Source organism: Blautia sp. HCP3S3_H10_2, assembly GCF_052122375.1.
Taxonomy (GTDB): Bacteria; Bacillota; Clostridia; order Lachnospirales; family Lachnospiraceae; genus Blautia_A.
The window spans coordinates 104,794-117,762 of sequence record NZ_JBQKCL010000013.1 but is presented as its reverse complement, the minus strand read 5'-3'; the positions used below and the strand labels follow the sequence as shown (position 1 = coordinate 117,762).

Genomic DNA, 12,969 nt, shown 5'->3' with positions numbered 1-12,969 from the left:
GAAGCATGCGCTTCTGTGCGCTTATGCGGTATTAGCAGTCATTTCTGACTGTTATCCCCCAGTACAAGGCAGGTTACCCACGCGTTACTCACCCGTCCGCCACTAGAAACAAGCCAAATCCGCCGAAGCCTCAATGAAATGTTTCCCGTTCGACTTGCATGTGTTAAGCACGCCGCCAGCGTTCATCCTGAGCCAGGATCAAACTCTCTGATAAAGTGTGTATGCAATTCAGCGCTGCTTGCAGCGGCTTAATTGCTCATCACTGAGTGAGCAAAGCTCACGAAGTGTTTGATGCACTCAAGACAACCAACTAGCTTAGTTATCTCTCGTCATTACTGTTTTAAAAGTTTTCATTCGAAAATGAATTGTATAAAGAAATTTTCGAGAATCGTATGTGTTTCACTGTTTAGTTATCAAGGTTGTTCGCTGTCATCTCTTTGCGACAGCTTGTTTACTTTATCATATCTTTCAAAGCTTGTCAAGAACTTTTTTCAAAAGTTTTTGAGTTTTTCAAGATCATATCTAAAGTTGTTTGTTTCTGTCGTTCTGTTCAAGCGACTTGGTTACTTTACCATAAGTTCAGTCGATTGTCAATAGTTAATTCAAATTTTCTGAAAACTAATTTATTTTTCAGCATTTCAGAAGCAATTCCTTGCGACAGCTATTTTACTATACCACTGTCGCAGGGAATCGTCAAGCACTTTTTACAAAATATTTGATATTTTTTTGTATAAAAATTCATTTAGTGGATACACCATGCCGACAAAATAAAACGCACTATGAAGAATTGCATCATAAGCAAACCTATTTTATTACGCTTCCATTATGTATCGGATTGCATCCTGAATCTGTCTCACATAGACCAGCTTCATTCCATCTGCTTTTTCCACTGAGCTTTTGCATACTTCTGGCAGGATCACGGTATTAAAGCCAAGTTTCTTCGCTTCCTGTACTCTCTGTCCTGCCATACTTACAGCACGTACTTCACCACTAAGCCCGATCTCACCAAACGCCATAAGCTTATCTGGAATCACAATATCTTTCATGCTGGATGCAATTGCCAGACAGATACCTAGATCGATCGCTGGTTCTGTCATTTTCATGCCACCGGCAATGTTCACATAGGCATCAGAAGACGCCAGACGAAGGCCCACTTTTTTCTCCAGTACCGCCATCAAAAGATTTACCCTGTTAAAATCTGTTCCGACTGCGGTACGCCTTGGTATTCCGAAATTACTCTCACATACCAGCGCCTGGATTTCTACCAGAATTGGCCTGGTTCCCTCCATAGAACAAGCGACCACACAGCCAGAGGCATTCTCCGGTCTGCCATCCAAAAGATATTCTGATGGATTGGACACTTCTGCCAGACCGGTTTCCTGCATCTCAAAAACGCCAATCTCGTTAGTAGAACCAAATCGGTTCTTTACAGCGCGCAGAATCCGATAAGAAGAATGTCTGTCTCCTTCAAAATAAAGCACAGTATCTACCATATGCTCCAGTACTCTTGGTCCAGCCACATTTCCCTCCTTGGTAACATGACCAACGATGAAAATCGTGATTCCAAGACCTTTTGCAATCTGCATCAGCACATTTGTGGACTCTCTTACCTGGGAAACACTTCCTGGTGCAGAGCCGATTTCTTCATCGAACATAGTCTGGATAGAATCTATGATCGCTACGTCTGGTTTCTTCCGTTCCATCACTTCACGGACCGTATCCAGATTCGTCTCACACAAGAGCTGAAGATTTTCATTAAAAGTACCAATACGATTGGCACGAAGCTTAATCTGGCGCAAAGACTCCTCTCCGGAAATATAAAGGACTGAACTTCCATTCTCCGCCAGATTCCTGCACACCTGTAAAAGAAGGGTGGACTTTCCGATACCCGGATCTCCACCCACAAGAACCAAAGACCCGGGGACAATGCCGCCCCCGAGTACTCTGTCAAGTTCTCCAATTTTTGTCGTCTGGCGCTCGTCTTCCTTGAGACTGATGTCCTTCAGGATCACCGGTTCAGACTGCTGTCTGGAAGCGGCCTTACCGCCACCAGCTGCTTTCTTCCCTGTGGATACAGGTTCTTCCACAAAGGAATTCCATGCTTTACAGCCAGGACACTGCCCCATCCACTTCGCGGATTCGTAGCCGCATTCCTGGCAAAAATATACCATTTTTTTGTTTTTTAGCATTTTACAATTTTCACATCAACAGCAGAGCCATTTCCAAGCTCTACGCTGAAAGAAAGCTTTCCGCCAAGGTTGGTCTCCATTCTGCCTGTACTTGCTCCATCCAGATACACTTCATACTGTGCTTCTGCTTCAAGCTCCACAGTGATCTGCGCATCCTCTGGGCCCTCTACGCGGAAACTCATCTGGCTTCCATCCTGTGCAAGGCCAAATACAGCGGTACCCGGTACGGACTCATATACGAACATGCCATTGCGCTCCAGCTTGGTGATCTCCTTGAATGTCTTTACTTTATACATATCTCCCTGATGCGGATAATCTGAAACCTTTGATTTCTGATTTTTCTCATAATCTCCAAAGCTGATGGTACCATTTTCCTCTGTACGGATCAGTTCCTTTACTACTGCCATGATGCTTGTCCTCCCTAAGACTCTTTCGTTATGTTCTCCGGCGGAGCGATATCCACCAGATCCTTTTCATCGGTTCCCCGATATTGTTCATATTATATAATAAAACCTTTTTCTTTGCCAGTACCTAACATAAAATTTATAGTAATTTTATATACTCTGGTTACTGTTCACATACTGTATTCCGTGAGGTGTCTTTGTATTCAAAGATCACGATTTTCTTTCACAATAAACCGTACTTCTTTATTTCTATACTGTACCTGCACAAAATCCCCTCGTTTGATTTTTCCTTCCAGAAGTTCATTTGCCAGACGATCCTCTATCTTGGACTGGATTGCCCTGCGAAGCGGTCTTGCCCCGTATTTGGCATCAAATCCAGCTTCTGCCAGATAGTCTACTGCGGAATTTGTCACATTCAGGTGAATATCCATCTGTTCCTCGCACCGCTTCTCCAGTGATTTCAGAAGCAGAATTACGATCTTACGGATTTCCTCTTTGTTCAGAGTATGGAAAACCATGATCTCATCAATCCGGTTTAGAAACTCTGGCTTAAACAGACGGCGCACTTCCTCCATAACACCAGATTTCATTTTCTCATAATCTTTCTTTTCATCTTTCTGGGAAATAAAACCAAGCTGTTTAGGCTCCACGATTGCCTGAGCGCCTGCATTCGACGTCATGATGATAATTGTCTGTTTGAAATCCACTTTTCTTCCATGGGCATCTGTGATGTGACCATCATCCAGCACCTGGAGAAGAATGTTAAATACATCTGGATGTGCTTTTTCAATTTCATCGAAAAGAATAACGCTGTACGGATTTCTGCGTACTTTTTCACTAAGCTGGCCGCCCTCATCATAGCCTACATATCCAGGGGGCGAACCAATCAGCTTGGAGACACTGTGTTTCTCCATATATTCAGACATATCCACACGGATCGTAGCCTGTTCACTGCCAAATACAGCCTGGGCCAATGCTTTGGACAATTCAGTCTTACCAACACCAGTAGGACCAAGGAATAAGAAAGAACCAATTGGACGATTGGGATCTTTTAATCCCACCCGGCCACGCTTTACAGCCTGTGAAACAGCATGTACTGCCTCTTCCTGTCCGATCACACGTTTATGCAGCTCTTTTTCCAGCTGGGCCAGACGTCTGGTCTCACCTTCTGTTAATCTCTGTACCGGAATTTTTGTCCAGTCTGACACAATAGATGCTACTGCCTTTTCATCTACCTTTCCAGCCTTTTTACGATTCTTTTTTTCTTCCTTTACACGAAGCTGTTCTAATTTAGCTTCTAATGCTTTCTGCTTCTCCTGACACTCTTTTGCCAGACTTAAATAACCAGTCTTGATCGCCCTTTCTTTTTCCTGAAGGATTTCCTGAATCTCACGGCTTAATTCTTCAGTCTCAGAAGATGCCTGATAGCCTGCCAACTGAACCTTTGACGAAGCTTCATCGATCAGATCGATTGCCTTGTCTGGAAGGAACCGGTCGTTGATGTAACGGACAGACATTTTGACTGCAGCCTCCAACGCTTCGTCTGATATTTCCACTTTATGATGCTTTTCATAATACGGGCGAAGTCCCTTTAGGATTTCGTATGCTTCCTCCTCTGAAGGCTCCTCCACTGTAACCGGCTGGAAACGGCGCTCCAGAGCGGCATCTTTCTCAATATATTTACGGTACTCTTCCAGGGTAGTGGCTCCTATGATCTGCAGCTCTCCACGGGAAAGAGATGGTTTCAGGATATTAGAAGCATCCAGTGCCCCTTCCGCCCCTCCGGCTCCGATGATCGTATGAAGTTCATCAATAAAAAGAAGAATCCCCTGATTTTCCCGCACTTCATCTATCACTTTGCGGATACGTTCCTCAAACTCTCCCCGATACTTGCTGCCAGCCACCATTCCGGACAAGTCAAGTACCACCAGTCTTTTATCCTTAATCGTATCCGGCACGGTTCCTGCAATGATCCGCTGAGCCAGACCTTCTGCGATGGCAGTCTTTCCAACACCAGGTTCTCCTACCAGACAAGGATTATTCTTTGTCCGTCTGCTCAAGATCTGAATCAGTCTGCTGATTTCTTTTTCACGACCTACCACCGGATCCAGTCTGCCTTCCGCTGCCATCTGTGTCAGATCACGGCTATACTGGTCGAGAGCCGGCGTCGGGCTGCCATTTGGATTCTGCATAGCCTTTGCAGCCTGAAATTCTTCCTGGATAGAATCATTATCATATCCCATAGCTCCAAGCACTGCAGCATAAAGCTTCTGGATATTTACTCCCATGGTATAAAGAAGTCTGGTTCCCACACAATCTGTTTCCCGAAGCATGGAAAGAAGCAGATGCTCTGTTCCCGCCTTCTGGCTTCCTGTATTCTGTGCTTCCAGTACTGCCCCCTCCAATACTTTCTCAGTACGGGGACTGTAGGCAGGCTGCGTCTGGATTTCCATTATGTTTCCATCTTTTATATCAGCAGGAGTAATCAGCTTATCGATCAGTTCTACCAGTTTTTTACCATCTACCTGAAATTCTTCCAGAACTCTTCCTGCAGTACCTTCTGTCTCGCTGAGAAGCCCCAGCAGAAGATGTTCCGTGCCAATATAGCCCAACTCAAAATCAATGGCTGCTGCCTTTGCCAGAGTCAGGGCTGTCTGAGCCTGTTTCGTAAATTTATTTCGCATTAATCCGTTGTTCCTCCTTACGTTACTGGTTCAGTTAACTGCTTTACTGCCCGTATTCATCCAGAATTTCATCTATCAGACTATGGACTTCCTCTCTCGTTACATTGTTGCAGCACCCTTTTGCAAGGGCTACCCGCAGATTCTGTTTCATTTCTTCCATAGCTCTTATTTTATCCACATCCAGGCAGATCACTGCGCCTTTTCTTCTGTCTATGGACACAAAGCCTTCCTGGCGCAATAAGGAATAAGCCTTGTTCACCGTGTGCATATTTATGCCAATGGTATCCGCCAGCTGCCTGACAGACGGAAGGGAATCTCCTTCCTGCAGCCGGGACGTTGCAATTCCCATGATGATCTGATTCATCAGCTGGGTATATAGTGCTTCATCACTTTGGAAATCTATTTCGATTACCATTTTATCCCTCCCCAAAAAAGTTCTGCCCTATAATACTCTTAAACCATTTAGGGCAGTACCATGTTTTTTGAAAAACAAAGCGACCGGAGTCATATCGTCCCCGGCCTCTTTGCATCTTTCGTAATTAAAAGTTCCTACACCAGTATTCACTGTAAACCATATTGACGCTGGTAGTAATCTCTATTCTTTATTCATCCTTCTTATCATCTGCCTCTGCTACAGGAGTTTCTGTAGCTGGAGACGCTGCTGCCTGTTCTGCTTTTTCTGCAGGTGCAGCTTCCCCAGTTGCGCCTTCAGCAGCTGGTACTACAGCTGGCGGAATCTGAACGCCAAGAATTTTTCCAAGCTGTACTCTGTCAAGAATCAGGTTAAATCCTGCCGGATTGATCACAAATCCCTTCGCCTGCTGGATAATCAGTCCTGGCAGTTTCGCAAATGGAACTTTGGCTGCACGAAGCTTCTTGCCTCTTGCAAATTTATCAAACTCCATAACATCTGTGAAGGCAGGCTGGAGAATATCTCCCTGCTTATTCTTCAGATATGGAATGTTAACCTTAGTAGCGTCCTCCGGATCTGTAGCCATTGCTACTAAGAATTCGGATTTCTTAAGATTTACGATCAGCTCTTCCTCCATCTCACGAAGGTTCACTGTACGCTCTTCCTTCTTGATCGGGCGACGCAGCTCCTGCATGAAATAAATGCCGGAAAGCTGAAGTGTGGAGTTAAAAAGAGGCTGTTTCTTAGGCTCAAGCTTACTGAAATCTGCCTGTCTTGCAATTTGGGTAAGCTCCACTTCAATCTGATTCTCCCCGTCTACCCATACAACACTGTTTACACCGATTGCATAAAGGGTACCGTAAAATCTCGGATAATCTTTCTTCTCATATTTCATTCCCATAAGAAGGATCTTATCCTCTAATTTCTTCTTACCAAATTCTTTAATCTCTTCTTCTGTGGCAAATACCCATACCTGGTCATTAAAACTCTCTTCATCACAAATTACATATGGAAGCTTCGTAGCCTGTGAATATGCTACAAAGATTGCGTCTCTTGTCTGTAATTCTTTAATTGCATCCTGTTCTGTGATTCCCATGTCATTATCCTCTCAGTCCCGGTTTCCTAAAGCATGTTAAAAAAGAAAACCTAATATATGACTATTTTATAACAAAATCATAAAAAAGTAAAGCAAAGCCGGAACATTTCATGCAAATTTCCACAACTTTTACAATTTTGCAGGGTTTCCCTATTACTTAAAATCGTAAGTCTTTAATTTTCCATATTTTTTTGGATGCCTCTTTAACCCATATACACCTTTCATGGTTCCAGACCGTTGTTTCTGCGGATCATAATGTTTATCATTGATCGTTACCCAGCAGTGAGTACTTTTGCTTACTTTCAGCTTTATATTTTTATAACCGATTTCCTGTGCAAGGGCTGCAAATGCGCATGCAAAAGAATAACAATTTCCCCTTTTCTGCCGGAACATGTTCAATGCAGTCTCCTTATACCAGCCCTCCTCTTCCAGATCAGGGTCAAAGCCTCCATACCGGAACCTTTTTCTGTCTACCACATAATTCCAGCATGCTTTTAATTTCTGGGCACGTGTCATTTTGGGAGTTGTAATTTTGGAAAGAATCTGCATCGTCTGGATCTTAAGCAAAGCGTCTGTTGTTCTCTTGGCAGTTCCTTTTTCTGTAAAATAATATTTTCCATCCTCAGATTCCTGGTTCTGATAACAGACCCCCATAGAATCCGCATAATATAGATTCTGGCGATATACAAAATAACCGGTTGCCGGATTTCCATTCTGGGTTGTTATATAATAAGTTTTTCCACAAACGTTCACCAACTTGTTTTTCTTTTTACTCAGAAGACATCCATTTTCATCAAAAACATATAGTTTTTTTGCGATTTTATGACTTCCCACATATGCATATCCATCTGCACCGAAATAATATCTGCTGCCTTTATAATTTATCCAGCTTTTCTTCACTTTTTTTCCATTAGCCCCAAAAGTGATCCCGCTATCCGTAATCTGCAAGCCTTCTTTTTTTGCCGGATCCACAACTGTTTTCTGATCATAAAGCAGTTCCGCTTCCTGTACCGGAAGAGCCTGAACAAAGACAGTTTCAGATGATGTAAGCATAATAGCAGCCATCATAGCTGTAAAAAATGCTTTTCTTTTTTTCATATATTTTCCTTTCATACATACTATCCTGAAATAATGAAATAATTTGCCGGAAGCCTTAATAAAAAGGCTTTCGTTCAGATCATTTTGTCATAAATTCTACAATCTGATCCAGCTGTGCCAGCTGATCTTCTTTTAATGCAGATTTTACAGTTACTGTTTCCTCGTAGATATCCATTTCCTTCATTCCGGAAAGGATTTCCTTCATCTGTCTTCCAGCAGTAGATGCCCAGGTTCCATTTTCCAGGACTGCCACCTTTCTCTTCTGAAGATTGTGTGCCGCCAGTTCATGAAGCAGAGTTTCCATTTTCGGGAAAAGCCCTGCATTATAAGTCGGGCATGCAAATACAATTCTGTCGCAGCGGAATGCTTCTGCCACCAGATAAGAAGGATCTGTCACAGACACATCATAAACTGCAATATTTTTCTCTCCGGCATCTGCAAGTTTGCCAGCCAGAACATCTGCTGCATTTTCAGTATTCCCATAGATAGAAGCGTAAAGAATCAGAACATTGTGGTCCTCAGGTGTATATGTACTCCATTTCTGATATTTGTCAATAAACCAGCCAAGGTCTTCTCTCCAGATTGGACCGTGAAGTGGACAGATCATGGCAATATCAAGAGTCAGGGCTTTTTTCAGGGCAGCCTGTACCGGTCCGCCGTATTTACCCACGATATTTACCAGGTATCTTCTGGCATCATCCAGCCATTCTTCCTTGAAGTTCACCTCATCTGCGAAAATGTTTCCATTCAGTGCACCAAAGGTTCCAAATGCATCTGCGCTGAACAGCACTTTGTTATACGCATCGTAGGTAACCATTGCCTCAGGCCAGTGAACCATTGGAATCATGGCAAAAGCAAGCGTACGCTTACCAGTATTTAAAGTATCTCCCTCTTTGATCACAACAGCATGGGCATCCACATCAAAGGTAAAAAACTGTTTCATCATGGTAAACGTCTTCGCATTTCCCACAACCTTTACCTCTGGAAATCTTCTTACCACTTCTTCGATGATTGCGCAATGATCTGGTTCCATATGATTCACGATCATATAGTCCAGCTTTCTGCCATCCAGGACATGCTCCAGGTTTTCAAAGAATTGGCCGCTTACAGCTTTATCAACTGTGTCCAGAAGCACCGTCTGCTCATCCAGTATCACATATGAGTTATAAGATACGCCTCTTGGAATCGGATAAATATTTTCAAACAGGGCAAGTCTTCTGTCACTTGCACCAATCCAATATAAATCTTCGTTTACTTTTTTTACATTGTACATGATGTTTCCTCCTTTTATCTCATGTCAAAGATAGCAAAACTAATATTTCATCGCTACATTTTACAATTTTTTCATTCTACTGCTGTAATCTCAATAAATATTGTAGTTTATAGACAAAAACAGGCAGAAAACCCGCTTCGGTCTCCTGCCTATTTTATACCACTTATTTATGCTTCGTCAATCGCTTTTCCAATATCATGGCGCATATATTTATTTGCAAATGTGATCCATTCTGTTGCAGCGTATGCATTTTTTCTGGCTTCCTTCAGATTGCTTCCTGTGGCGGTGATTCCTACCACACGTCCACCGTTGGTCACGATCTGTCCGTCTTTAAACTTCGTACCGGCATGGAAACAGTAATAGCCATCTTTGCCCTTAAAGTTCTCAAATCCATACATCGGAATTTCCTTCTCATATTTCACCGGATATCCGTCACTTGCAAGAACCACACAGACTGCTGCATTGTCTTCGAACTGCAGGTCGATCTGGTCCAGGGTTCCATCAATGCAGGCTTCCATAACTTCCACAATGTCATTTTTCATACGCGGAAGTACAACCTGGGCTTCCGGATCTCCGAAACGGGCATTGTATTCCAGTACCTTCGGGCCATCCTTTGTCAGCATAAGGCCAAAGAAAATGATTCCTTTAAATTCCCTGCCTTCTGCTGCCATCGCATCAACAGTAGGCTGATATACATATTTCTGGCAAAATTCGTCCACTTCTTTGGTATAGAACGGGCTTGGGGAAAAGGTTCCCATTCCACCGGTATTCAATCCCTGGTCTCCATCTTTGGCACGCTTATGGTCCTGGGCGGATGTCATGGTCTTGATTGTTTTTCCATCCACAAAAGAAAGCACCGAGACCTCACGTCCAGTCATAAACTCCTCAATAACCATGGTATTTCCTGCATTTCCAAACTTCTTATCTTCCATGATCTCTTTCACACCATCTTCAGCCTCCTGAAGATTCTGGCAGATCAGGACGCCTTTTCCAAGAGCCAGTCCATCTGCTTTCAGAACAATAGGAAACTTCGCTTCTGTGCGAAGATAAGCCAGGGCTTTTTCCGGGTCATCAAAGTTTTCATATGCAGCTGTAGGAATATGATATTTTTTCATCAGATCCTTGGAAAATGCCTTAGAGCCTTCCAGGATTGCTGCATTTTTACGAGGTCCGAATACCCGCAGTCCACGGGATTCAAATTCATCTACAACGCCGCCTACAAGCGGGTCATCCATACCAATAATGGTAAGGTCCACCTGATTTTCCTGGGCAAAATCAGCAAGCTTTTCAAATTCCATGGCACCAATATTCACACACTGGGCATATTCTGCAATTCCTGCATTTCCTGGTGCACAGTAAATTTTATCTACCTTAGGGCTTCTGGACACGCTCCATGCGATTGCGTGCTCTCTTCCGCCGCTTCCTACGATCAGTACTTTCATAATACCCTCCTTAATCGCTGATGGTCACAATATGGTCTTCTACAGAAACCTTTCCGTTGGCGATCAGATTGATCGCTTTGGGAAGGATCTTCCATTCTGCCTTCTCCATCACACTTCTCTGAAGAGACTGTGGTGTATCGTCCGGTTCTATTTTCACTGCTTTTTGCAGGATGATCGGTCCGGTATCTGTGCCAGTGTCTACAAAATGAACGGTAGCACCAGTCACCTTCACGCCTCTTTTCAGAGCTGCTTCATGGACATGAAGTCCGTAATATCCCACTCCGCAAAAAGATGGGATCAAAGATGGATGGATGTTGATGATCTTATTGGGAAACGCTTCCACGATCATCGGCGGGATTGCGACCAGATAGCCTGCAAGAACGATCAGTCCAGCTCCACTTTCCTGCAATTTTCTTAAAAGTGCCTCGTGGAATCCCTCTCGGCTCTCGTACTCCTTTGGTGCGATACAGACTGCCTCAATTCCATGGTTCTGTGCCCTTTTTAATGCATAGGCATTGGGATTATTGCTGATCACCAGTGAAACTTCAGCGTTTGTGATCCTGCCGGAATCAATGGCATCCAGGATTGCCTGGAGATTGGTACCACCGCCAGATACCAGGACAGCAACCTTTAGCATAATGTCACTCCCTTTTCTCCTGCTTCAATACGTCCTACTACATAAGGAGTCTCGCCTGCTGCCTTGATTGCCTCCATGGTCTTGTCCACATCTGCCGGATCAACAGCCAGAACCATTCCAAGTCCCATGTTATAAGTGTTATACATCATCTTTTCTTCAATATCGCCTGTTTTGGCAAGGAGCTTAAAGATCGGAAGTACCGGATAACTGTCTTTTTCAATCACAGCTCTTGTACCTTCTTTCAGCATACGCGGCACATTCTCATAGAAGCCGCCGCCTGTGATATGGCTGCAGGCATGGATCTTAACTCCGGCATCTTTAATGCTCTTAAGGGCTTTCACGTAAATCTTGGTTGGAGCGATCAGCGCTTCACCAAGGGTAGTTCCAAGTTCATCATAATAAGTGTCAAGGGATTCTTTTGTCATCTCAAATACCTTGCGGACAAGAGAGAATCCGTTACTGTGCACACCGGAGGATGCCATTCCGATCAGAACGTCACCTGCATTTAAGTTTTCACCTGTGATCAGATCCTTTTTGTCCACAACGCCAACTGCAAATCCAGCCAGATCATACTCGTCCACAGGATAGAAGCCTGGCATTTCTGCAGTCTCTCCACCGATCAGGGCAGCGCTTGACTGGGTACAGCCTTCTGCAACGCCCTTTACGATCTGTGCGATCTTTTCCGGATAATTCTTGCCGCATGCAATGTAGTCCAGGAAGAAAAGAGGCTCTCCACCTGCACATGCAATATCATTTACACACATTGCCACACAGTCGATTCCAACTGTGTCATGCTTGTCCATAATAAATGCCAGTTTCAGCTTGGTTCCAACTCCGTCAGTACCGGAAACCAGTGTGGGCTCTTCCATATCTTTAAAGCTGTTCATGGAAAAAGCGCCTGAGAATCCGCCGATTCCGCCAAGCACCTCTGGTCTCATAGTCTTTGCGATATGCTGTTTCATTAACTCTACTGATTTGTATCCTGCCTCAATATCAACGCCCGCGTTCTTGTAATCCATGCCTTTTTCCTCCCAGAATTTTATGGTTTTTCATTACTTTACAACAGCTTCAGGGGCAAAACTTTTGCCCCTGGTATATATTTTATTTCATGTAAGCTTTATGACCTACTTCCTGTAATTTCGCATCCTTAGCTTCTACCTGCTCTTTTAATTCCTGGCTGTATGCTTTCAGACGGTCAAGGAGCTCCGGATCCGATGTTGCAAGAATCTTAGCTGCAAGAAGTCCTGCATTCGCACCTCCGTTAATGGCAACAGTGGCTACCGGAATGCCTGACGGCATCTGTACGATGGAGTACAGGGAATCTCTTCCACCAAGAGATGTGGTATGCATAGGAATTCCAATAACCGGCATCGGAAAAATCGCCGCGCACATTCCTGGTAAATGTGCAGCCATACCGGCACCAGCAATGATAACCTTAAATCCTTTTTCCTCAGCTGTCTTCGCATACTCAAAGAACACATCCGGCTCTCTGTGTGCGGAGATAATACGCATTTCGTAATCAATTCCAAGCTTCTCCAGAATGTCTGCCGCCTTGCTCATAACCGGCATATCTGAATCACTACCCATTACAATTCCTACTTTTGGCATAATATTCTCCTCTTTTACTATGATTTAGAACTACCATTCGCGTAAATTCTACTAAGAATCCCATTTTCTGTCAATATAAATGAGCCAAAGAAAAATTTTGAAGTGCAAATTAATTTTTGCCAATCT

Annotated in this window: 11 protein-coding genes and 1 rRNA gene; all 12 read right to left on the bottom strand. The window is 43.8% G+C overall.

Going from position 1 to position 12,969, the window contains the following annotated elements; all coding sequences use genetic code 11:
• Nucleotides 1-214 (bottom strand): 16S ribosomal RNA (locus ACTQWB_RS14290); the annotation flags it as partial.
• A gap of 598 nt (nucleotides 215-812) precedes the next feature.
• A complete protein-coding gene (radA, locus tag ACTQWB_RS14285; protein WP_441502714.1) occupies nucleotides 813-2,189 on the bottom strand; it encodes a DNA repair protein RadA in 1,377 nt (458 codons plus the stop codon).
• Nucleotides 2,183-2,596, bottom strand: a complete 414-nt coding sequence (locus ACTQWB_RS14280; RefSeq protein WP_441502713.1) for an endosialidase — start codon at nucleotides 2,594-2,596, stop codon at nucleotides 2,183-2,185. Before ACTQWB_RS14280 ends, radA begins: the two co-directional genes overlap by 7 nt.
• A gap of 200 nt (nucleotides 2,597-2,796) precedes the next feature.
• A complete protein-coding gene (locus ACTQWB_RS14275) occupies nucleotides 2,797-5,277 on the bottom strand; it encodes an ATP-dependent Clp protease ATP-binding subunit (protein ID WP_441502712.1) in 2,481 nt (826 codons plus the stop codon).
• A gap of 43 nt (nucleotides 5,278-5,320) precedes the next feature.
• A complete protein-coding gene (locus tag ACTQWB_RS14270) occupies nucleotides 5,321-5,692 on the bottom strand; it encodes a GntR family transcriptional regulator (protein ID WP_441502711.1) in 372 nt (123 codons plus the stop codon).
• Nucleotides 5,693-5,879: 187 nt separating this feature from the next.
• A complete protein-coding gene (locus tag ACTQWB_RS14265; RefSeq protein ID WP_441502710.1) occupies nucleotides 5,880-6,785 on the bottom strand; it encodes an SseB family protein in 906 nt (301 codons plus the stop codon).
• A 153-nt stretch (nucleotides 6,786-6,938) separates the two neighbouring features.
• Entirely contained in the window at nucleotides 6,939-7,883 is a 945-nt protein-coding gene (locus ACTQWB_RS14260) for a transglutaminase domain-containing protein (protein ID WP_441502709.1), read from the bottom strand.
• 79 nt (nucleotides 7,884-7,962) lie between these two features.
• On the bottom strand, nucleotides 7,963-9,156 hold the full coding sequence (locus tag ACTQWB_RS14255) for an FprA family A-type flavoprotein (protein ID WP_441502708.1): 1,194 nt from the start codon (nucleotides 9,154-9,156) through the stop codon (nucleotides 7,963-7,965).
• Between the two features lie 167 nt (nucleotides 9,157-9,323).
• Nucleotides 9,324-10,598, bottom strand: coding sequence for a phosphoribosylamine--glycine ligase (purD, locus tag ACTQWB_RS14250; RefSeq protein WP_441502707.1), 1,275 nt, complete (start codon nucleotides 10,596-10,598; stop codon nucleotides 9,324-9,326).
• Nucleotides 10,599-10,608: 10 nt separating this feature from the next.
• Entirely contained in the window at nucleotides 10,609-11,235 is a 627-nt protein-coding gene (gene purN / locus ACTQWB_RS14245) for a phosphoribosylglycinamide formyltransferase (protein ID WP_441502706.1), read from the bottom strand.
• Nucleotides 11,229-12,254: a phosphoribosylformylglycinamidine cyclo-ligase gene (gene purM / locus ACTQWB_RS14240; protein ID WP_441502705.1), complete on the bottom strand. Its 1,026-nt coding sequence runs from the start codon at nucleotides 12,252-12,254 to the stop codon at nucleotides 11,229-11,231. Before purM ends, purN begins: the two co-directional genes overlap by 7 nt.
• A gap of 82 nt (nucleotides 12,255-12,336) precedes the next feature.
• Nucleotides 12,337-12,843 (bottom strand): 5-(carboxyamino)imidazole ribonucleotide mutase, encoded by a 507-nt coding sequence (gene purE / locus ACTQWB_RS14235; RefSeq protein ID WP_441502704.1) that lies wholly within the window; start codon nucleotides 12,841-12,843, stop codon nucleotides 12,337-12,339.
• Between the last annotated feature and the right edge of the window lie 126 nt (nucleotides 12,844-12,969).

Coding starts and splice junctions, on each gene's coding strand:
- radA (WP_441502714.1), bottom strand. CDS start 2,189: ATGCTAAAAAACAAAAAAATGGTATATTTTTGCCAGGAATGCGGCTAC.
- ACTQWB_RS14280 (WP_441502713.1), bottom strand. CDS start 2,596: ATGGCAGTAGTAAAGGAACTGATCCGTACAGAGGAAAATGGTACCATC.
- ACTQWB_RS14275 (WP_441502712.1), bottom strand. CDS start 5,277: ATGCGAAATAAATTTACGAAACAGGCTCAGACAGCCCTGACTCTGGCA.
- ACTQWB_RS14270 (WP_441502711.1), bottom strand. CDS start 5,692: ATGGTAATCGAAATAGATTTCCAAAGTGATGAAGCACTATATACCCAG.
- ACTQWB_RS14265 (WP_441502710.1), bottom strand. CDS start 6,785: ATGGGAATCACAGAACAGGATGCAATTAAAGAATTACAGACAAGAGAC.
- ACTQWB_RS14260 (WP_441502709.1), bottom strand. CDS start 7,883: ATGAAAAAAAGAAAAGCATTTTTTACAGCTATGATGGCTGCTATTATG.
- ACTQWB_RS14255 (WP_441502708.1), bottom strand. CDS start 9,156: ATGTACAATGTAAAAAAAGTAAACGAAGATTTATATTGGATTGGTGCA.
- purD (WP_441502707.1), bottom strand. CDS start 10,598: ATGAAAGTACTGATCGTAGGAAGCGGCGGAAGAGAGCACGCAATCGCA.
- purN (WP_441502706.1), bottom strand. CDS start 11,235: ATGCTAAAGGTTGCTGTCCTGGTATCTGGCGGTGGTACCAATCTCCAG.
- purM (WP_441502705.1), bottom strand. CDS start 12,254: ATGGATTACAAGAACGCGGGCGTTGATATTGAGGCAGGATACAAATCA.
- purE (WP_441502704.1), bottom strand. CDS start 12,843: ATGCCAAAAGTAGGAATTGTAATGGGTAGTGATTCAGATATGCCGGTT.